19 protein-coding genes and 1 pseudogene are annotated in these 21,133 nt (G+C 51.8%); 14 read left to right on the top strand and 6 right to left on the bottom strand.

Annotation, left to right across the window (positions count from 1 at the left end; all coding sequences use genetic code 11):
- Positions 1-92: 92 nt before the first annotated feature.
- The 5 genes and pseudogenes from SPI6313_RS07685 (at position 93) to SPI6313_RS07670 (ending at position 4,299) form a co-directional block, all read left to right on the top strand.
- The gene (locus SPI6313_RS07685) at positions 93-254 is read left to right on the top strand and encodes a YqaE/Pmp3 family membrane protein (RefSeq protein WP_072620466.1); all 162 of its coding nucleotides are present in this window, start codon (positions 93-95) and stop codon (positions 252-254) included.
- Positions 255-575: 321 nt separating this feature from the next.
- Positions 576-2,168, top strand: a complete 1,593-nt coding sequence (locus SPI6313_RS07680) for a B12-binding domain-containing radical SAM protein (protein ID WP_072620465.1) — start codon at positions 576-578, stop codon at positions 2,166-2,168.
- Between the two features lie 111 nt (positions 2,169-2,279).
- Positions 2,280-2,393, top strand: a pseudogene (locus SPI6313_RS25055) (IS1 family transposase); the annotation flags it as partial.
- Positions 2,394-2,733: 340 nt separating this feature from the next.
- Complete coding sequence (locus SPI6313_RS07675; protein WP_072620464.1) at positions 2,734-2,970, top strand: photosystem II protein, Psb35-related; 237 nt, start codon at positions 2,734-2,736, stop codon at positions 2,968-2,970.
- 195 nt (positions 2,971-3,165) lie between these two features.
- Entirely contained in the window at positions 3,166-4,299 is a 1,134-nt protein-coding gene (locus SPI6313_RS07670; protein ID WP_072620463.1) for a hypothetical protein, read from the top strand.
- Between the two features lie 113 nt (positions 4,300-4,412).
- Here the strand turns inward: SPI6313_RS07670 and SPI6313_RS07665 are convergent, their stop codons facing one another.
- Both SPI6313_RS07665 and SPI6313_RS07660 read right to left on the bottom strand, forming a co-directional pair.
- Entirely contained in the window at positions 4,413-5,252 is an 840-nt protein-coding gene (locus tag SPI6313_RS07665; RefSeq protein ID WP_245788978.1) for an ISKra4 family transposase, read from the bottom strand.
- 23 nt (positions 5,253-5,275) lie between these two features.
- Positions 5,276-5,485 carry a hypothetical protein gene (locus tag SPI6313_RS07660; protein ID WP_072620461.1) on the bottom strand — a complete coding sequence of 70 codons (210 nt, stop codon included), beginning with the start codon at positions 5,483-5,485 and terminating at the stop codon, positions 5,276-5,278.
- A 128-nt stretch (positions 5,486-5,613) separates the two neighbouring features.
- Here SPI6313_RS07660 and SPI6313_RS22825 point away from each other — a divergent pair, with 128 nt between their 5' ends.
- Entirely contained in the window at positions 5,614-5,748 is a 135-nt protein-coding gene (locus SPI6313_RS22825; protein WP_139276578.1) for an element excision factor XisI family protein, read from the top strand.
- A 117-nt stretch (positions 5,749-5,865) separates the two neighbouring features.
- Here SPI6313_RS22825 and SPI6313_RS23955 read toward each other — a convergent pair whose 3' ends face one another.
- Positions 5,866-6,522 (bottom strand): transposase, encoded by a 657-nt coding sequence (locus SPI6313_RS23955; RefSeq protein ID WP_217650533.1) that lies wholly within the window; start codon positions 6,520-6,522, stop codon positions 5,866-5,868.
- A 454-nt stretch (positions 6,523-6,976) separates the two neighbouring features.
- Here SPI6313_RS23955 and SPI6313_RS07645 point away from each other — a divergent pair, with 454 nt between their 5' ends.
- Positions 6,977-7,282, top strand: coding sequence for an element excision factor XisI family protein (locus SPI6313_RS07645; RefSeq protein ID WP_072620460.1), 306 nt, complete (start codon positions 6,977-6,979; stop codon positions 7,280-7,282).
- 56 nt (positions 7,283-7,338) lie between these two features.
- Here SPI6313_RS07645 and smpB read toward each other — a convergent pair whose 3' ends face one another.
- Both smpB and SPI6313_RS07635 read right to left on the bottom strand, forming a co-directional pair.
- Positions 7,339-7,809, bottom strand: coding sequence for an SsrA-binding protein SmpB (gene smpB, locus SPI6313_RS07640; protein WP_072620459.1), 471 nt, complete (start codon positions 7,807-7,809; stop codon positions 7,339-7,341).
- Between the two features lie 98 nt (positions 7,810-7,907).
- The gene (locus SPI6313_RS07635) at positions 7,908-8,291 is read right to left on the bottom strand and encodes a hypothetical protein (protein WP_084669187.1); all 384 of its coding nucleotides are present in this window, start codon (positions 8,289-8,291) and stop codon (positions 7,908-7,910) included.
- Positions 8,292-8,418: 127 nt separating this feature from the next.
- Here SPI6313_RS07635 and SPI6313_RS07630 point away from each other — a divergent pair, with 127 nt between their 5' ends.
- The 7 genes from SPI6313_RS07630 to SPI6313_RS23410 all read left to right on the top strand — a co-directional run bounded on the left by SPI6313_RS07630 (position 8,419) and on the right by SPI6313_RS23410 (position 19,459).
- Positions 8,419-10,026, top strand: a complete 1,608-nt coding sequence (locus tag SPI6313_RS07630; protein ID WP_072620457.1) for a CocE/NonD family hydrolase — start codon at positions 8,419-8,421, stop codon at positions 10,024-10,026.
- A 207-nt stretch (positions 10,027-10,233) separates the two neighbouring features.
- Positions 10,234-10,599: a response regulator transcription factor gene (locus tag SPI6313_RS07625; RefSeq protein ID WP_072620456.1), complete on the top strand. Its 366-nt coding sequence runs from the start codon at positions 10,234-10,236 to the stop codon at positions 10,597-10,599.
- A 703-nt stretch (positions 10,600-11,302) separates the two neighbouring features.
- Entirely contained in the window at positions 11,303-15,133 is a 3,831-nt protein-coding gene (locus SPI6313_RS07620) for a GAF domain-containing protein (RefSeq protein WP_072620455.1), read from the top strand.
- A 161-nt stretch (positions 15,134-15,294) separates the two neighbouring features.
- Positions 15,295-15,900, top strand: coding sequence for a zf-TFIIB domain-containing protein (locus SPI6313_RS07615; RefSeq protein ID WP_072620454.1), 606 nt, complete (start codon positions 15,295-15,297; stop codon positions 15,898-15,900).
- 64 nt (positions 15,901-15,964) lie between these two features.
- A complete protein-coding gene (locus SPI6313_RS07610; protein WP_175551095.1) occupies positions 15,965-17,614 on the top strand; it encodes a dipeptide ABC transporter ATP-binding protein in 1,650 nt (549 codons plus the stop codon).
- 182 nt (positions 17,615-17,796) lie between these two features.
- A complete protein-coding gene (locus SPI6313_RS07605; RefSeq protein ID WP_072620453.1) occupies positions 17,797-19,020 on the top strand; it encodes a DarT ssDNA thymidine ADP-ribosyltransferase family protein in 1,224 nt (407 codons plus the stop codon).
- A gap of 292 nt (positions 19,021-19,312) precedes the next feature.
- Positions 19,313-19,459, top strand: a complete 147-nt coding sequence (locus SPI6313_RS23410) for a hypothetical protein (RefSeq protein WP_175551094.1) — start codon at positions 19,313-19,315, stop codon at positions 19,457-19,459.
- A gap of 266 nt (positions 19,460-19,725) precedes the next feature.
- Here SPI6313_RS23410 and SPI6313_RS07600 read toward each other — a convergent pair whose 3' ends face one another.
- Positions 19,726-21,126: a ferredoxin:protochlorophyllide reductase (ATP-dependent) subunit N gene (locus SPI6313_RS07600; RefSeq protein ID WP_072620452.1), complete on the bottom strand. Its 1,401-nt coding sequence runs from the start codon at positions 21,124-21,126 to the stop codon at positions 19,726-19,728.
- Between the last annotated feature and the right edge of the window lie 7 nt (positions 21,127-21,133).

Genomic DNA, 21,133 nt, shown 5'->3' with positions numbered 1-21,133 from the left:
TGGCTCCCTCCTAAAATCTAAGCCCTCACATTCCAATCAGGGCAAGTTCTTTCGCCCTTCTCTGTCCTTCTTTATATACAGTTAACCAACCCATGGATATTGTTCGGATTATTTGCGCTATCTTTCTACCCCCACTCGGTGTATTTCTCCAAGTCGGGATTCGTCCCGCCTTCTGGCTTAATATTCTCTTGACCCTTTTAGGGTATATTCCCGGTATTATCCATGCCGTGTGGATTATTGCCAAAGAAGATTAAAGGGGTTGATCTGGCATCGGAGTCGGATTACTCAAAAATGCAAAACCCAGATCATTCGTGGTCTGGGTAGAGAGGCCCAGGTTGTAAGCTGATCAGCATCTAAACTGCATATTAATGAGCCTGAAGCCCTTGCTGTAAGGGGATCGCACTGGAAATTTACATGGCGATTAGCTGACCGCCTCATCGGTCAGCGTCGAGAGTCCAATACTCATCTTCTGCAATCCTCTACAATGCAAAGTTAAGCCGGGTGTCTATTCAGATTGTTTTGCATGACGCAATTTGACGGAACTTCGACATTGTTACCCCCACAAATGCCTGCTTATGAAAGCCCTGTTTATTTATCCCATTTTTCCGAAAAGCTTTTGGTCTTTTGAACGAACGATCGCGCTCATTGGCCGTAAAACCTTTTTACCGCCCCTAGGATTAATTACCGTCGCGGCACTCCTTCCCCAAGAGTGGGACATGAAACTCGTCGATCGCAATGTCCGCGAGGTCACCGACGAAGAATGGGACTGGGCTGATATCGTTATTTTGTCAGGCATGATTGTGCAGAAAAAAGACCTGCTCGATCAAATTCGAGAAGCCAAACGGCGGGGCAAATTAGTCGCGGCGGGTGGGCCCTATCCCACGTCCATCCCCCAAGATTGCGAAGCCGCTGGCATTGATTTTCTGATTCTGGATGAAGGGGAAATTACCCTACCGATGTTTGTCGAAGCGATCCAAAACGGTGCTCAATCGGGAACCTTTCGCTCCGGTGGGGAAAAGCCCGACGTGACTTCCACCCCGATTCCTCGCTATGACCTGCTGGACTTGGATGCCTACGCGGTGATGTCGGTGCAGTTTTCGCGGGGTTGCCCGTTCCAATGTGAATTTTGCGACATTATTGTGCTCTACGGTCGCAAACCCCGCACCAAAACCCCGGAGCAACTCTTAGCAGAATTGCAATATCTCTATGAATTGGGCTGGCGCGAAACGGTGTTTGTGGTAGATGACAATTTCATCGGCAACAAGCGCAATGTGAAATTGTTGCTTCAAGCCTTGCAGCCCTGGATTGAAGAACGGGGCTATCCGTTCACCTTCAACACGGAGGCTTCGGTGGATCTTGCCCAAGATCAAGAGCTAATGGACATGATGGTGGCTTGTAACTTTGGCTCTGTGTTTTTGGGGATTGAAACCCCCGATGAAGGTAGCCTTGAAGTGACGAAGAAGTTTCAAAATACCCGCAGCCCGTTAGGGGAATCGGTGGATAAGATTACCCATTCCGGCTTGCGAATTATGGCCGGGTTTATTATTGGCTTTGATGGGGAAGCACCGGGGGCGGGCGATCGCATCGTCCAATTTGTGCAAAGTCACGGCATTCCCGTCGCCATCTACAGTATGCTCCAAGCCCTGCCGGATACCGCCCTCTCGATCCGCCTCGCCAAAGAAGGCCGTCTCATTGACACCAGCGGCGACATCAACCAAACCACCCTGATCAACTTTGTGCCCACCCGCCCGGTCGAAGAGATCACCCGCGAATATATCGATACCTTTTGGCAACTGTATGATCCTGTCCTCTTCCTAGAGCGTACCCATCGCTGCTACCGGATGCTGGCTCAAGCCAATTTCCCCACGAAAAAACGCGCCCCCAAACCCGTGCGCTGGAAAATTGCCGCCAAAGGACTATTCACGATCCTGTGGAAACAAGGGGTGGTGCGGCCGACGCGCTGGAAGTTCTGGCCCTATTTGCTCGATATTGCGATTCATAATCCTGGCGGAGTGATGAGCTATCTCAATGTCTGCGCCTATATTGAGCACTTCGCGGACTATCGCCATATCGTCAAGGCCGAGATTGAAACTCAACTCCAGAAATTTCTCGCCCAAAAAGCTGCCCTTGAAGCCTCGCAACAAGCGGAACTGTCCGAGGTGGCGTAATACTCTGATCATGCCCTCACCCAACCTTTTCCCAGAGGAGAGGGCTTTTGGTGTGAGCGTTTCCTGATTCTGCTGCCTTAAAGCCACTCTTCAGCGGTGGTGAAGGTGGGGAGGTTGGGGGGGATGACGTTGTCGTTTTCAAAGAAGCTAGAGAACCATATTGGTGCAATCTGGATGTTCATCCATGACTACAATCGTTGCATCAGAGAGAAGCTGTCAGCATAGGAAGATTCCATCTTTTTCTCTGTCCTTTAAGCTGATCGGCAGCTAAATTGCATCCTGATTTTTCTGAGTCTTTTTATAAGAGAGCTTTAGGGCGAGTGGCGCAGTGTAGTTTGAATGCTGATTAGCTTACTAAAATGCACTACCTTTTTGCTGTCTGGGCATGATGCGGTCTCCTTCGTTTTGGGGATTTTAGACCGCTTACACAAAATTCTGATCAGTCTCCATCCGGATTTGCTGTGATCACTATCACATATCATTTGTTTGCAATTTTCGCAAAACTTCGTTACATTTATATACATAAGACGTTACAAACCTAAACAAAAGCAATTCGGAGGTTCCTATGAGCTATCTCGCAATCCTGTTCTCTCTCCTCATCGTTGGCTGGGCCACTGCCGCACTCATTGGGACTCAAGTCTATTTCCGGGGCGAACAATCCAAGCCTATCCATGAGCGCAACTGGAATTCTGACGGGTTTGAACAAGTGGCCCGCTCCGTGACCGGTCGTGAAACGGACTTTAGCGATCGCCGCCCGGCTTACGCAATGGATGCCTACGCTAGCGCCGCAATCAAGTCCTAGGCTGACCTTTACTCTGTAGTCCCGTTACTCCCATCATCTAGTCTCTCGAAGAGGTGCGATCGCACCTCTTTTTTTTAGGCCCATGGGCAGTGTTTGCAAATGCAGCAAGATCGAAGGGATATGCCACACTGAGGGGAAGATCCGCGATCGTGTTGTGATGGTGCGATCGCCCTGCCTGCGAAATCCGAAAAAACCATGACTACGACCTCCTCCCTCACCGAAATTCTCGACGAGTTTCATAACTTTTGCCGTGAATCCACCCTCAACGCCCTCCGCACCCAAGACATCGAAGTCCGCGAAGCCCTAATCCGCCGCCAAATCCCCCCCCAAAAAGTCCCCCGCCTCGAAAGTACCTACACCATCCTCGTCAAACTCGGCGCAGGCATCACCCTTCGCCCCATTCGCCCCCTGATTATTCGCCAAATTGAGGCCGCTGCCGCCTTTTTGCGAGACTTTCAAATTGGGGTGCTCGGCCAACGAACCACCCTGTTTCAACTGTATGAAATTGAAATCTTGATCGAGAAAAACGGCAGGTTAACAGTGGACTACAGCGCCGGTAAATTAATCATTCAAATTCCCGTCTGGCGGCTACGGGTTTTAAAACGTCCCTTCACCTATCAAGACTTTCGCCAAGCCTGGAATCGGGGTCAACATTTACCCAAACAATCCCCCCTCAATAAAGCCTGGTGGCTGTTGAATCCCCTTGGTGAATTCCGCTCAAACTTAAAATCAACTCTGATTCTTGCCATTCAAAAACAAATCCTCGGCCTTGATAAACTCCTGCTGCGTTTTGGTTTATTAGAAGCCACGAACGAAGAGCAGTTAATCATGGGCAATCAAGATCCCTTGGTGCCGAAAAGCTTTCGGCAAGGGGTGATCGCTTATTTAAAAAATGCCGTCAATGAGCAGCGTTTAGGGGTTGATCTAGAACTGGTCTTAGAAAGTAAAGACGATCGCACCCTTCTGCAACTCCTGCGTCAGTATAAAAATAACCTCACCAACCCTGAAAACATTGAAGAAATCATCGATGTTGCTACCCTTACTCTCCAAGATTCGATCCGACAAGATCAGTCTAGCGTTGATGTGAAGATGTTTGGTTTTGTGAATGTGGGGAATTATCATCGAATTGATGTGGAATTGAATTTAAGTGCAGGATATTGGCGAAAATATGTGGATGTAATTCAGCGCAATGTGGCGATTAAGGCGTTGCAGTTTGGCTTAATTAATGTCTACACCATTGATGATATTACGGTGACTCCGAATTTTCATCGGGGGGTGAAGTTGGATTTTGAAACCGCTGCTTTGGAAAAAACAATGAAAGAGCTTTAATTCGCTTGGAAATTTTTAATTTCACAGTCTTTTCCTGTGGTATGGGATGACTGTTTGCACTGATGATCAACCGAATTGAATGCAAGTTTAGTCGGGAGCATCCCAGTTTAGAACTAAGTATTATTGCTTAGGACAAAAGCACCATTAAGATAGGCACAACGAAGGCGAAGAATGTGAGGAGCAGAAGAAGAAAGCCACTGAGCACCAGTCAGTTTGACACGGGCAGCAATGCGCTTCACGGTAGACTCAACAGACCCAGAACCAATGTCAAGTCCCAAAGACTGGTATAAGCAATAATTGACAAGACGGCGACGATGCTTGCGCAGATAAGCCCGAAAACACTGAGCAGGGTGATGTGGGAGGGGTTTGAGTATTGCTAAGACCTCATCGACAAAACCAGACCAGAGCAAAGCTTTCAGTCGCTCTAAGCAGCATTGCTTGGGGTCTATCTTGTAGAGATTTTCCATCAGATGATACCAGTCGAGGATTTCACGCCGTTGATACTCAGGAGCCAGGAGTTTGATCACGTTCCAAATGCCATCATGACCATCACCGATGCAGAGGACAACGGAACGGAGAGGTTGCCATTGCACCCAGTCAACTAGAGCCTGATTGTCCTGGAAGTAAGCTGCACAGACCGTATCGTGAAGACTCACCGCTTTGTAATTGCGCCAAACACAAGGGCCAGTTTCTGCCGTTCTCAAACGCATATTGCCCCCATCAACGCTTAAGGCTTTAACGGGCTGTTGGCTTTGAGCTTCGGGAATCTCGCTGCGCAACACCATCCTCTGGAGTACACTGTGCCCTACTTTCATCCCCATCATTAACTCAATATCCTGTTCTGCTTCCTGGTAGGATGATTTGGCACTGGCGGCTAGGCAGCATTTCTCCATGACTGGACTCACTTGGGTTCTTGGCTTCAATCCCAGCGTCCTCGCCCTCCGGCTTTTCACTTTGAGTTGACCGATGCAGGTTTTCACCTGTCGCCATTTTCCACTCTGGCTTTCGTTGCCGTCTGACAAAAAAATTCCCCGATTTCTGGGCCAACTGTGTCGACCATGTGTTTACGAGCCGCTAGTTCGATGCTCTCAGAGTCTTGCAGTTGCGCCTCTGGGGTGTCTTCTTTGAGAAGCTTAGCAACTTCTTTGAGATGGTATTTGAGTTTTCGTTCTTGGGCTGAGTTCATTGTTCTGTTTCTCTCTACTTTCCCATCTCTGTCAATACCAAGTATAAATACTCATGTCATAAGTGGGATACTCCCGACCAAAAGATAAAATTCATCATCTTTGAGCCTGAACAGGAGATAATTTTAAAATGGATAAACTCATAAAATATCGTCAAGTTCTTACGCAAATCATTCAAGAACACGCTCAATATCAGCCCAGCCATGACGAACTGCAAACCGTTGCGATTTGTGACCCTCACACCTGGTTGACTGACAAAACTTAGTCAGGGTCATACTGGTATGTGCGTATGTTGAACTCGATTTGATAGGTGCGACGGTCGTGTTGTTTTCGAGAAGCCATAGCGGGTTCAGGGTCACGAGCCTGGGAAAAACNGACCGTCCTAATGAGCTGCCAACCTTGCTCCAAAGCGGTTTTGATCCAGTCCCAACCGATGCGGAAATAGCTGTTGCCACGAAACCAGTGGGGGTCTACCCGGCGACGGTCTCCGGACTCCACCACCACGACCCCTTGAGCCGTGACATAGAGCGTCGCGACCGCGAGGAGGAACCAGAGGCGAGACAGAGCGCAGACGGAGCGCAGTTCTGATTTTCTGGAGATTCCAACCGCTAGATTGGTCATCGAGAAACGCTTCCTCGATATCAAAGCGCAAGCCATATTCGCGGAACGTCTGTAGGTTAGTGGGTTCATCACTGACGATTGCCCAAAACTCACCATTGATGTTGTTGTAGCCAAGGGCAACATGAACCGGTCCGTACCACTCCTGCTTGTGGAGTTTGACGGTGTGTAGACAAAGGGCTTCCCCCCGTTGGAGATGGAAGTCTTTCAATTGCTGCCAGCCTTTACCAGCCCGCCAGAGCCAGGTGTTGCGCTTGAGACGAATGCGATAGTGCCAGCCCAACTCTTGACTGAGCATCTGCATCGCCTTGAGGTGGACAAAGCCTCGGTCGGCCAGCAACACCACCTTCACCCCTTGGGGCAATCGGTTCGCGCCTTGGTAGAGCAGCTCTCGATAGTCGCTGAAAGCGGATGGAGGCACTTTTGTGTTCCAATACTCGCCACACCACGGTTAAGGCTCGGCCTCGATGCACCACAGCCAAACGCACCAGGCAATAGTTGTCCCAGTACATTGAGGTGTCTAAGCTCAGATACAAACAGTCCTCATTCCAAGTGGCAAGCGCTGCTTGAATCAGCGGTTTGTACAGCCGATGGACATTGATGCGACTGTTGTGTAGCCAGCGGCTGACCCGACGTTGCTTGCTTTGAGCTTGGTGCCCACGACAAGGCAGGTAGGGTAGCCAGCGGGTTAGGTTGACTTCACCGCGCTGAATCAAGGCGGCTACCATCCACACACAGGTGGTCAGATGCGCCCGATGTGCCCAGGACACCGATTGACTCAGCCAAGGGGCTAAGGCATCGTAGAGGGGGGAGTTTTTTTCACAGCGTTCGTTGTTTTGAGTGGTATCTAAGCTTAGAACGCTGGCTCCCCTGTTATGACCTCGACCCCTGAAAAACCCTCTCAGTCAAGACTTCGACTTCTACCTCTCAACTTTTGTCAGTCAACCAGCCCTCACACTGATAACTATCTTCTGATTGATTTGGGTTGGGGTCAATCGGGGCGAGTTCATGCCGTTGTGATTCATGCTCGGATTATTGAGGAAAAAATCTGGATTGAGATTGATGGTACTGAAGACGGTGTCACTTCAAAGTTACTGGAAGTGGGAATTCCCAAAGAACGGATTGTTCTTGGTTTTATGCGCCCTAAACGACGCGCTTTAACTGAATTCGCGATCGCATAATCACCCCCTGCCGATGCCAAAACTGATCCTTTTTCAGCGATGCGATCGCAAAAACCTCAAAATTGTTTGAGGGTGCGGCGGATGTCGCGATCGTCTTGGCGTTTTTTGACGGTTTCGCGTTTGTCGTGGAGTTTTTTGCCGCGACCGAGGCCGAGGGCGACTTTGACTTTGCCACGTTTGAAATAAAGTTTGAGGGGAACGAGGGTGAGGCCTTGCTGTTCGAGTTTGCCGACCAGTTTGTTGATTTCTTGTTTTTTGAGGAGGAGTTTCCGGGAGCGGCGGGGGTCGTGGTTGAAGTAGGCGGCGCTGGCATCGTAGGGGGAGATGTGGACGTTGAGGAGCCAAGCTTCACCGTTGCGCATTAGGCCGTAGCCGTCGCGGATGTTGACGCGACCGGCGCGGATGGATTTCACTTCCGTGCCGACGAGGGCGATGCCGGCTTCGTAGGTTTCGAGGATTTCGTAGAGAAACCGGGCTTTGCGGTTGTCGGTAATGATTTTGATGCCTTCGGATTGGGATTTTGCCATGCCGTGTTCATTGGTGCGACGCTGACCCGGTTAGGGGTTAGCCCTTTATTATAGGCGGATGGCTGGGGGGGATGCGATCGCACCACTCCAAAAAGTCCCTATTCCTCACTGTGGCCCTCATGTTCCATCGAGTCCATCTCATCCATCGAGTCCATTTCGTCCATGGCATCTTCGCCGTGATCACCATGAATGGGATCATGGGCGCGGTTAACGGGAAAGATGAAGGGGAAGGGGGCGCGGATATTGCCCATGCCCATGGGGCCTGCACTGACAACGCCCATGGATTGGATGCCGGCACTGACAACGCCCATGGAGACGCTGCCGGCGGAGAAGACCCCCATGGCAACGGCTCCGAGGGAAAGCAAACCCATGGGAACGGCTCCGATGGAGATGATGCCCATGGGGACGATGCCGATGGAGATAATGCCGATGGGGGCGATGCCGATGGAGATGAGTTTCGGTTTATCGTGATCGGTGTGCATGGGGTGGGGGGTGGGAATGTTTAACGGTACGATTGTGGAGATATTGCGATCGCCTGTCAAAAGACAGTTCGTCAAACTTGGGGAGTCAAGACCATTGAGCCTAAACATTTGCTGCGAAACTCGGTCAATGCACACGCGGGATGGGGTGCGCTTGGATGCGGATGTCTATCGTCCGGCGGATGAGGGAACCTATCCGGTGTTGTTGATGCGCCAACCCTACGGACGGGCGATCGCCTCTACCGTCGTCTACGCGCCGCCCCAATGGTACGCGAGCCAGGGTTATATCGTCGTGATTCAGGATGTGCGCGGTCGTGGCACGTCGGACGGGAATTTTGACCTGTTTCGCCATGAGGTGGAGGACGGTTACGATGCAGTCAATTGGGCGGCAACGTTGCCCGGTAGCAGTGGCGCGGTGGGGATGTATGGCTTTTCCTATCAGGGGATGACACAGCTTTACGCGGCGCAAACGCAACCGGAACCGTTGAAAGCGATCGCGCCTGCCATGGTGGGCTATGACCTCTATCAGGATTGGGTCTATGAAAATGGAGCCTTTTGTCTGCAAGGAAATCTCGGCTGGGCCGTGCAACTAGCGGCCGAAACCGCCCGCCGTCAAGGGGATCAGTCCGCCTTTGAAACCCTCTATCAAGCGGCGCGGCAGTTACCCATCACCCACGCCCCGACCCATTTTTACGAAAGCCTCCAAAAATACGCGCCATTCTATTTTGAATGGCTCAACCATCCCCATAATGATGACTATTGGCATGGGTTTCAGCCGCAACTAGGCGAAGTGGATTTGCCGATGTTGCATATTGGCGGCTGGTTTGATCCCTACCTGCGGGGTAATTTGCGCCTCTATCGGCAGATGCGATCGCAATGCCAAGCCCCACAATTTCTGCTGATCGGCCCGTGGGGTCATCTCCCCTGGGGGCCGCGGGTGGGCGATCGCAACTATGGCCCCGCCGCTAACAATCCTGTCGATGAGTTGCAAATCCGCTGGTTTGACCACTTCCTCAAAGGCAACGACACCGGCCTGCTCACCAACGACCCCCTGTGCCTCTTCATGATCGGCCGCAACACCTGGCAATCCTTCGCCGACCTCCCCCCCGCCCAATATCAATTCCTCGCCCTCACCAGCAACGGCCTCGCCAGCACCCGCGACGATGCCGGCCACCTCACCCCCCAGAGCGCCGAAACCCTTCCCGCCCAACAGGACATCCTGATCCATGACCCCTGGCGACCCGTTCCCAGTTGGGGCGGCCATGCCAGCCAACCCGCCGGATCACGGGAGCGATCGCACCTCGACGACCGCACCGACACCCTCACCTACACCACCGCCCCCCTCACCGACCCCTTAGTCATTGCCGGAGAAGCGATCGTCGAACTCCACTGCACCGCCAGCACCCCCAGCTACGACCTCTGCGCCATCCTCTCCGAAGTCCAGCCCGACGGCTCCGTCTACAACCTCTGCCAAGGCTATATCCACCTCCACAACACCCCCAGCACCCCGATCCGTATCCCCCTCCAAGCCACCTGCGCCCAACTGCCCCCCGGCCATCGCCTCCGCCTCAGCATCAACCTCGCCAACTTCCCCGCCTACCCCATGAACACCGGCCAGATCAACCCCACCGCCCACCCCTCCCTCGCCACCGCCCAAATCATCACCCTCACCCTCCACTCCGGCCAGAACCATCGCTCTCAACTCTTTTTACCCCTAGCCCCAACCCCCGCCGCCTGAAGCGGGATCGCCCCAAACGTCATCCCCCCACACCTCAGATCTCGACTGCCCCAGTCCCAATCCTGGCTGCGTGAAGTGAGCACGCCCGATCTGCCCAGTGATGAATTTTGATCCCATGTCGTCTCAGTTCGTCAATTTGGACAATTATTCAAGCTAAAATAACCTGTACATCACAGTCTGAGTATTCCCGTATTTTAAAAGTTACCTATGAAAAGCGCATTAATTGTCGAAGATAGCCTAACAGATCGTGAATACATGGCCCGCTCGCTCATGGCTGCCGGATTTAATGTCATTAGCACCTCTAGCGTTGAAGAAGCGAAAGATAAACTAATCAACGAATCACCCAATATTATTTTTTTGGATGTCATTTTACCTGGGCAAAGTGGTTTTGAGTTTTGTCGAGAACTCAAAGGCAGTCCTGATACCAAGAAAATTCCTGTGGTGATCTGCTCAACCAAGGGTACTGAGGTTGATAAAACATGGGGGACAATGTTAGGGGCTGATGAATATCTAGCTAAACCCGTGGAGCTACAAACCTTGCAAAAAACCCTAACTCGTTTGGGCTTGGCCTAATGCGTTTGATTCAGAATGCAATCCTGGTTTTGCAAACTACTCTGGTCATGGGTAGAGATCATCAGACCAACGTTGCGAGGTACGCGATATGTTTGGGCGGCCCGCTGTTGCAATCTATGCAGCCTGAATCTGGAAACTGTAACGATAGCGATTTAAGAATCACGCTTAAAATTCACATATCGTCATAAATAATGTAGTCCGGACATGGGTTCAAGCTATTATCAAGTAGCCAATTATTGCTCTGTTTTTAACGTATTCACGGTGATCTCGTTACTTGGCTCTGCCAAGTAATGCCAATTGGAGGCTCTGCCTCCTCTCCAGGCGGCGGAGCCGCTCAAGGCGCATGTCACGGCAGAGCCATGACACGAGGGAAACACCAGAGGATGACATATGCCAGCGAATCATTGATTGAGTCTAGATATCCGTTCCTCTTTCAACCTCATGGAATTTGAGCTAAGGGTTGAGGTGCGTTGAAGGGTTCTGTACTATGGAGCGTGGATAGAGATCAGAAACCGTTGTGTAGATGTGTGATTTCGCTGATGAAACTGGGGTATTTCTAAATGTTGGATTGCCTTGAATAGATTATCATTCCAGCCTTGATTGATGATGCTGTCTGTCTAATTCATGAGTTCTAGTCTTAAACCCGTAAAGTTGTGTGCCATGATTAACGAACCCCTCATTTATTTCAACGAGTAATATTGTCATGCAATCGTCGTCTTGGTGTGCGCCAATTCTGTGGATTGATCCCGTTGCCCAGGATCATCATGCGGAGATGTTGGCACTAGAGCGAGCGGGTTATCGTGTTGTGGTTGTTCCGTTGCCGGAGTTGCCGTCTGTGCCGGCGGATTGGGCGTTGGTGGTGTGGGTGGGGGAGGGGTTGCCCGATGAGGGGGTGTGGGGCTGGGGTGTGCCGGTGTTGATGGTGAGCGGGTGCGATCGCACGGATTTAAAAGTGGCAGCGTTTCAGCGGGGGGTGGTGGACTATCTCACCTTGCCCTGTGACCCGGCGGAGTTGGTGGTGCGGGTCAATGCTCGTCTGGGCATCATCCCGAATCAGATCCAGAATGGCATTGTGTGGATGATGGATCGGCTGTTGAAGCAATGGAGTCAAAAAACGGGCAATTCTTTTTTTCAGGACTGTACCCAGGATTTAGCCCATGGGTTCAATGTGCAGTATGTGTCGATATGTGAGGTGTGGGGGACACAACCGAGTCGGGTGCGATCGCGGATCTTTTGGGATGGTGCAACCTGGAACGAAGGTCAAGTCTATGTCATTGATGACTCACCCTGTCAGCAGGTCATCCGAGGCGAGATCTGCTACATACCGGCGGATGTGCAAACCCATTTCCCCCAAGCGATGCATCTCGTCGCAGCCCAAGGGAATGGGTATCTGGGGTTACCCTTGCACAACTCGGCGCAGGAGGTGATCGGGACGTTGGTGCTGATGGATGTGCGGCCCTTGATCCTCACGGATGCTCAGATCGCCGGCCTCCGCAGGGGGGCAGCGTGCATCGCCCTAGAACTCGAACGCCAATTAGTGACCGATCGCCTCGCCCATCAAGCCACCTTAGCGGCGATGATGGCGAATATTTCCCGACAATTGATGAATGCTCCGCTGCAAGAGAGTTTAGGGGATATTTTGGCGCAGGTGGCCGAACAGATTCGGGCCGATCGCGCCTATCTTTTTTGGCTGGATTCTGACAATCCCGCCGATTGGCGTATTCTGCGCTGTTGGACGCAACCGGAGTGGCATTGTCCCATGGCCGATCGCCTCGATCTTTCCCCCTTTACCTATACCCTGGCGGCCTTGCAGGCGAATCCAGATCAGGCATTTTATGTGCCTTGGGTGGAGGCTATGCCCCCAGAAGCGGCGGGCGATCGCGACTTGATGCGCCAAGCCGATATCCAGTCGTTGCTGGTGATTCCCCTCAACCATGACCACCAAACGAGGGGCTATCTCTGCATTGAAGCCTGCACCATCCCTCAATATTGGAGCGAAGAAGAGCAAAACTGGCTCGTGCTCCTTGGTGAACTTTTGGCCGCCCATCAATATCGGCATCAAGCTCGACAGGATCTCGAACAAAGCCATGCGCGGTATGAAACCTTGGCAGCCAATGTACCGGGCATGATTTATCAAATGGCCCTGTCCCCTGACGGCGTGGTGACCTTTCCCTACGTCAGTCCGAGTTGTCAGGAGTTGCTGGGCATCTCAGCCCTGGATCTGATGACCCAGCTTCAGGATGAAATTTTTCAATGGGTGCATCCGGAGGATCTCGAACCGTTGTGGTTGTCGATCCATGAGTCGGCTCGTACCCTTGCGCCTTGGCATCATGTGTGGCGGTGGTTTAAAGGCACAGCATTGCACTGGATGCAGGGGCGTTCCCGGCCACAACACCAGGCGGACGGCACAGTGGTGTGGGATGGCATTTTAGTGGATATTACCGTTCAAAAAGAGGCTGAACTGGCGATTCAGGCCACGGCTGAGAGCGATCGCTTAATTAATGAATCGATCAATCGCATTCGCCAAAGTCTTGATTTAAACACGATTTTTAACGCCACGAGCCAAGAATTACGGAATCGCCTCCAGTGCGATCGCGTCGTCATCTATCGCTTTAACAACGATTGGAGTGGCACCATCGTCGCCGAAGCCGTGGTTAACCCCTGGCAGCCCCTGATCTCCCTAGCAAACCCCCAGCGTTACCTACAAAGTAATCTGCTCCAGGACTCCCGCTGCGCCCTCCAAGCCCTCATCCAAACCGACCCACTCCCCTACATCAACGACACCTATCTGCAAACCACCCAAGGCAAAGACTATCGAAGCGCGTCGGACTATCGGTGTGTCCATGATGTCAATCAAGCCAACTTCAGCCCCTGTTATCTCGACTTCCTCGCCACCTTCCACGCCAAAGCCTATGTGATCATGCCCATTTTTGTCGGCACAGAACTGTGGGGATTAGTGGGGGTCTATCAAAACAGCGGCCCCCGCCATTGGCAATCTGCCGAAATCACGATCCTGCTCCATCTCAGCCATCAACTCAGCATCGCCCTCCAACAGGCCTATCTCCTCGATCGCGCCCAACATCAAGCCTATGACCTCCAAAAAGCGAAAGAAGCCGCCGACGCTGCCAGCCTAGCCAAAAGCCAATTTCTCGCCAACATGAGCCACGAACTCCGCACGCCCCTCAATGCGGTTTTAGGGTTTGCCCAACTCTTAGATAGTGATCTCAGCCTCAGCCCCACCCAAAAACACTATCTCCAGATCATCAACCAAAGTGGTGAACATCTGCTGATGTTGATTAATGATGTCTTGGAACTGTCCAAAATCGAAGCGGGGCAGCTTGCCCTAGAGCGCCACGAATTTGATCTCTATCACCTGGTCAATATGCTCTATGCCATGTTGCACCTGAAGGCCGAGACCCAAGACACGCAGTTTCAGATCGAGATTGCGCCGGATGTGCCGCAATATATCTATGAAGATCAACGCAAACTGCGTCAGGTGCTGATCAATCTGGTGGGGAATGCGATTAAGTTTACGGTGAATGGCAAGGTGAAACTCGTCGTCACCCTGGTGCAGTCTTCCATGGCTCAACCGTGTGAACTGCGGTTTGAGGTGCAGGATACGGGCTGCGGTCTCCCGGAATCGGCCCTAGACCGGATCTTTGAAGCCTTTACCCAAGAGCCTCAAGCGGTGCAAACAACCGATGGTACTGGGTTGGGGCTGCCGATTAGCCAGAAGTTTGTGCAGTTGATGGGGGGTAAGATTGAGGTGGAGAGTGTCGAGGGGCAGGGGTCAGTGTTTTTCTTTCAGTTGCCGTTGTGGAACTATGCGTCTGCTTCCTCCTGTTCGTTAAGCCATGATCCGGTAATGCAGGTGCAGCAGATTGTGGGTCTAGCGTCGGGGATGGTTCCGCCTCGGATTTTGATTGTGGAGGATGAGGCGGATAATCGATTTTTGTTGACCTATTTGTTGGAGTCGATTGGGTTTCGGGTGAAGGCGGCGACCCATGGCGAGAGGGCGATCGCGCTCTGGCAAGAGTGGCAACCCCAGTTAATCATGATTGATATTCAAATTCCGGGGCTAGATGGCTTGGCGGTGACGCGCCAGATTCGCCAAGCTGACCCCGGTCTACCCATTTTTGCCTTGACGGCGTTTGCATTTGACAGCGATCGCCAACGGGCCTTAGCTGCGGGCTGCACGGCCTTTTTTAGTAAGCCCTTTAACAGTCAGCAGTTGCTTCAGGTGATGGGCGAAACCCTCGGCCTCACCTACGACTACATCAACCCCCATGAGGTTCAGGCTCGGCCTTCCCTAGAGGGGCTGACCCCGGCGATGCTTGATCTGATGTCGGCAGAGTGGCGATCGCAACTCCACGCTGCCGCCGAGCAATGCAGTGAACCGGCCATCCGCCTCCTTTTAACTGAACTGCCCGACCATGCCGCACTGCTCAAACACACCCTCCTCACCATCGTCGAAAACTACGATTTTGACCGCATCTTAAACCTCACCATCGCCAATCCACCGGACTCCCCCTAAATCAAGATTCGGGACACACTCAGGGGTGTAGCACTCTGGACGCGAGCAGGGGATGAGGGGCACAGGGGGGGGGAGTGGGGGGTGATTGGCTGAGGCTCCCCATTAACAGACCGGCCATCACCCTTTAGAATTGGGAACGTAAACCGGATTCAGCAAATGTTGTGGATTGTCCCAAGTGCAAGAAAACTGCCCTGCTTGATGCCCCGCTCACCGGAGGAATCACGGTGCAGCGGTGTAGCGAATGTCAGGGCCAATGGGTTGCAGCGATGGCGTACCAGGCCTGGCAACAGCACCACCCGCTGCAAACGGCAACACCTGAAACCCTGGCCCAACCCATTGCATCGGATTTCAATGTGTCTGAGGTGGATGCACGGGCGGGTCTTTGTCCGAGTTGTAGTCGGTATTTATCCCGCACTAAGATCGATTGCCGCACGCCGTTTTATTTGGAGCGGTGCAATGAATGTGAGGGCTATTGGTGCGATCGCGGTGAATGGGATGTGCTCACGCAATTGGGAGTGAGCGGGTCTTTAGAACAGTTTTTTGAACGGGAATGGCAAATGAAAATTCGTGAACAAGCGGCAGCCGCCAACGAACGGCAAGGCATGATCGAAAAGCTCGGTGATGATCTGGCCCAGCATATTTTTGACCTAGCCGACACCCTCAATCACCATGAGCACGGGGATTTTGCCCTGGCCTATCTGATTCGCAAAGCGGCCCAAAATCAGGACATTCGGGACATGAGTGTCAAAAAAGCCTACGATATTTAAGCCATCATCCCTGCGATGCTGATCGATCGAGTCAGCCGCAGAATCCCGATTCCCCCAGGCTGCGATGACCCAGGACTCCCTAACAGAATTGCTCAGTGTGGATCACCTCCGGGTGGCCTATCCCAGCCCCTACGGTGAGACGGTCTGGGCGATCGATGATCTGTCGTTTACCCTCAAGGCGGGGGAACGTCTGGGGTTTGTGGGGGAATCGGGCTGCGGGAAAAGTACCCTGGGGCGGGCGTTGATGCGGTTGTTGCCGGGGACGGCCCAGGTGGAGGGGGCGATTCGTGTTGAGGGGCGATCGCTGTTTGACCTCAGCGGGGACGAGTTGCGCCGGTTTCGCGGTGAAGCGATCGCCCTTGTTTTCCAAGACCCGATGACTCGCCTTGATCCCCTGATGACGATTGGCGATCATTGCATTGAAACCCTCCAAGCCCACCGCCCCCACCTCACGAAAGCCCAAGCCAAAGACCGCGCCCTCGAAACCCTTGCGGCTGTGCGCATTCCGGCGGATCGCTGGTCGCAATATCCCCATGAATTTAGCGGCGGGATGCGGCAACGGGTGGCGATCGCCCTCGCCCTCCTCCTCGAACCCCAGTTAATCATCGCCGACGAACCCACCACCAGTCTCGATGTCACCGTTGCCTCGGAAATTCTCCAGGAACTTACCCGCCTCTGCCAAGAGCGCAACCTCGCCCTGCTCTTGATTTCCCACGATCTCGCCCTGGTGGGGGAATATTGCGATCGCATCGCCGTCATGTACAACGGTCAGATGGTCGAAACCGGCAACGCCCGCGCCATCCTCACCGATCCCCAACACCCCTACACCCAAGCCCTCCTCGAATCCGCCCTCCACATCCAAGCCATTCAAGACCCCGACCCCCTCCCCACCGCCCCCGCCACGCCCCTCCTCACCGTCACCCACCTCAAACAGCACTACAGCCTCGAAGCCAGCTTCATCCAGCAATGGATTTCCCGCACCCCGCCCCCGGTCATTAAAGCCGTGGATGATGTCAGTTTTAGCCTCGCCGCTGGGGAAGTGTTCGGCCTCGTGGGAGAATCGGGCTGCGGGAAAAGCACCCTGTCCCGGACGATCTTGCAGTTGGTTCGCGCCACCGCTGGATCGGTGCAACTGAACGGCCAAGAGTTAACCACCCTCAGCGCCGAGGAACTGCGCCCCCTGCGGCGACAGATGCAGATGATCTTCCAAGATCCCCTTGCCTGTTTAAACCCCCTGATGACGATTGGCCAAAGCATCGCCGATCCACTCTTGATCCACAAACTCGCCACGCCGAAAACGGTGCAACCCCGCGTCAATGCGATGTTAGAGCGGGTGGGACTCACGCCCACGGCAGACTATTACCAGCGTTTCCCCCGCGAATTATCCGGCGGTCAGCAGCAACGGGTGGCCATCGCCCGCGCCTTGATCACCCAACCGCAGCTTGTGATCTGTGATGAGCCGGTGAGTATGCTCGATGCAACGGTACAAACCCAGGTCCTGGACTTGATGCGATCGCTCAAGGACGAATTTAACCTCACCTATCTCTTCATTACCCATGATCTTTGGGTGGCGCGATTTTTATGCGATCGTATCGCCGTCATGCAAGCCGGACAAATCGTCGAACTCGGCCCCACAGAGCAAATCTTCACCCAACCCCAACACCCCTACACCCGCACCCTCCTCGGCGCGGCTCCCCTCCTCAGTTCCCTCTAGAGGGCGGCATCGTTGCAATCTGAGATAGTGTGGTGATAAGCAGGAAGGACTAATCATTTGTAAGATTCCGTAAGCTCTTGGATGCTAAAACCATTAGCCAGTATAGGTTACATAAGTTACTATATCTTACATTTAAGATAACCCACCTACTTACGTTTTAGCGTGGTTCATGGAGTCTGACAATGCTGCACTTAAAATCCAGCGTAAACGATATGGTAAAAAGAGAAATTGATGGACTATATTACATTACTCATGTTGATAATATTATTTCAATTTTACAGCATGGAATCTTATCTCACGCCGCAGTAGAAGCTCAAGACATCAAACCAAGTGTTATCTATAACAGTTCCGTTATTGATAAAAGAAAGAAAAAAGAGATAGAAGGGAAAAGTTTATGGTATTTTGCCAACTTATACTTTCAACCCAGAAATGCTATGCTCTACTCCTTGATTCGCTCTCGTCTGGAACACTCAGATCTGGCTATTATTTTTCTCGAAAAAAGTATTTTAGATCGCAATGATATCTTTATTTCTAATGGAAATGCGGCCCACCAAGAGACTCGCATCCTCCCTATTCGAGAAGCTAGGCAGTATTTCCAAAAATTAAAAGAGCAGGTTGATCAAGAATGGTGGAACGATCATGATGGTTCTAAGCGAAAACTAATGGCGGAATGTTTAGTGCCGGATCGGGTTGCTCCTGATTATATCCAAGGTATCTATGTATCCACTGCAAAAGTTTTAGAAAAAGTCAAAAAACGATTAAAAGATCAATTGAAACTTGGGGTTTCTATCGATAGGATTACAATTTCAAGTGATCCAAAACTATTTTTTAAGCCCAACTCTAGAGCAAAGATTAAAAATATATCTATTGTTCAAGGGGATATGTTTTTCTCACAGTTGCAAACTTTAACAGTTAGCGTTAATTGTGTTGGAGTAATGGGTAAAGGGTTGGCTTCAACAGCTAAGTATCGATTTCCCGATGTTTATGTTGCCTACCAAGATCTTTGCAGATCGAAGGAGATCGTAATGGGACGGCCTTATTTATACAAGAGAGAAATATCTGCATTTGATGACTTGAGAGACAAAGATCTAAGTGATGATCGTACCGGTTCAAATCTGCCGACTTGGTTCCTTCTCTTTCCAACTAAAAATCACTGGCGCAATCAATCATCGCTTACAGATATTGAACAAGGTATGCAGTGGCTTGTCGATAACTATAAAGATCAAGAAATTCAATCCTTGGCAATGCCTGCGCTGGGTTGTGGGTTAGGGGGACTGTCATGGGAGACTGTTGGACCATTGATGTGTAGTTTTTTGGCTCAGATGGACATCAATTGTGCTGTTTATCTACCCAGTGAAAGCGAAATTCCTCAAGCTTGGGTAACGCCAGAGTTTTTGTTGAGCTAATCGGCAGCTAAATTGCACCTTAATTTTCCTGAGTCTCTCGATAAGAGAGCTTTAGGGGGAGTATCGCAGTGTAGTTTGAATGCTGATTAGCTTCCCTAATGTACAGTAATGCTCTTGAGAACACCCTAAATCTTATTGCAACATGCATCGCAACGTTACAAATTATCAAGTGTGATGATCATCACAAAGTCCCGTGGGGCCTGTCCGATATACTTAGGTTAAGAGAACGTTAATAAGTCGTTAATAAAACAACTCGGTAATTCCGTGATTTAGCACAGCCTAGGAGGTTGCAATGATTTCCACCACTGCCCAAACCCTAACCCTCATTCAATACTCCAACCGCTGGAATCCCGCGTTAAAGCCAGCCAAGCCTCAACTCATCGCCCACTGGGAAAAAGACGAAACCGGCAAACTCTACTGCCGCTGGATTAAATCCTAATAACGTTAGAGATTGCGATCGCGCCCTAATACAGCATCAATGCTAAGACTTAGGATGCTTGTCACTGTTACCGAAGCGTAACGCACCGTCACCTTGAGCATTGGACATTCAATCCGATATTGATCCAGTCTGACGCACCCTACAGTTGAATTGTAGGGTGCGTCAGATTGATGAATTCATGGGGTGAAAGAGCAGCTTAACGGCTGACACACCGTTGATTGAGCTATGGATTGAATAACCTACGGCATGTCCGCCAAACGGTTCATCTAGACTGTTTCTTTCACCAACTTATTCCAGCCCAAATCCTTGAGATTGTTATTCCGACGGAGGGGACGGGTCGCTAATTCAAGGATGTCGCGGGCATTGGTGAAACCGTGGATTTGGGCAAAGGTGAACTCCACCGACCATTTGGTGTTGATGCCACGCGCTTCGAGGGGATTAGCGTGGGCCATGCCGGTGATCACCAAGTCCGGTTGTAGGTCATTGATTCGCTGCAATTGGTTGTAGTTATCGGGTTTTTCAACGATGCGCGGCATCGGTACGCCCATCTCAGAACAGGTCTGTATGAGGAAATCCAGTTCCGCTTTTTGATAGCGTTTATCCATGTAGGGAATGCCGATTTCCGGGCAGGTCATGCCGCAACGAATGAGGAAGCGGGCGAGGGAAACTTCTAAAAGATTATCGCCCATGAAAAAGACAGATTTGCCGCGCACGAGTTCCAGATAATCTTCAAGGCTGGCCCAAATTTTCGCTTCCCGCTCTTCGAGGCCTTGGGGTTCGATGTTGAAGACGGAGCAGATTTTTTCGATCCAGGCGCGAGTGCCGTCGGGGCCGATGGGGAAGGGTGCGCCAATTAGTTTAGTTTTGCGGCGACGCATCAGGGTGGTGGCAGTGCGGGAGAGGAAGGGGTTAACGCCGCAGGTGTAGTAACCTTCTTCGATTACTGGCAGTTCGGTGTAGCGTTTGGCGGGGAGCCAGCCGGAGACTTGGACACCTTGTTTTTTCAGTTCAAGGGTGAGGTTGGTGACCACGGGGTCGGGCAGGGAGCCGAAGAGAACGAGGGGAGGATGATCGGCGTATTCTGAATCGGTTTGGGTGACTTCTTCTTTTTGGCGACCGAAGTTGAGGAGTTTTGCGATCGCATTCCGGTCTTCTTTATCTTCGCTTTTCACTTGGGCGGCGGTGGGGCAACGTTGGGCCATGGCGGCGAGAACGGTGTCTTCGCCTTGGGTGAAGGCGTAGTCTAGGCCATTGGCGCGGGCGACGACGATGGGAATCCCGATCTCGGCTTCAAGTTTGGGGGCGATGCCTTCCATGTCCATTTTGATGATTTCGGTGGTGCAAGTGCCAATCCAGACGATGACGCTGGGGTTGCGATCGCGCTTAATCTGCTCACATAACCGCTTCAATTCTTCATAATCATTCAACTGCGCCGAAATATCCGCCTCTTCCAATTCCGCCATCGCATAGCGCGGCTCGGCGAAAATCATCACCCCCATCGCATTTTGCAAAAAATACCCACAGGTTTTCGTCCCAATCACCAAGAAAAAACTATCCTCAATTTTTTGATACAACCAGGACACACAGCTAATTGGGCAGAACGTATGGTAATTCCCAGTTTCGCATTCAAAATTCAGCGCGTTGGGTTGGTCTTGAGCAACGGTCATGGGGGTG

This window comes from Spirulina major PCC 6313 (assembly GCF_001890765.1).
In the GTDB taxonomy this organism is placed as follows: domain Bacteria; phylum Cyanobacteriota; class Cyanobacteriia; order Cyanobacteriales; family Spirulinaceae; genus Spirulina; species Spirulina major.
Note: the sequence above shows the minus strand (reverse complement) of the source record. Positions and strands in the feature narration are given on the sequence as shown.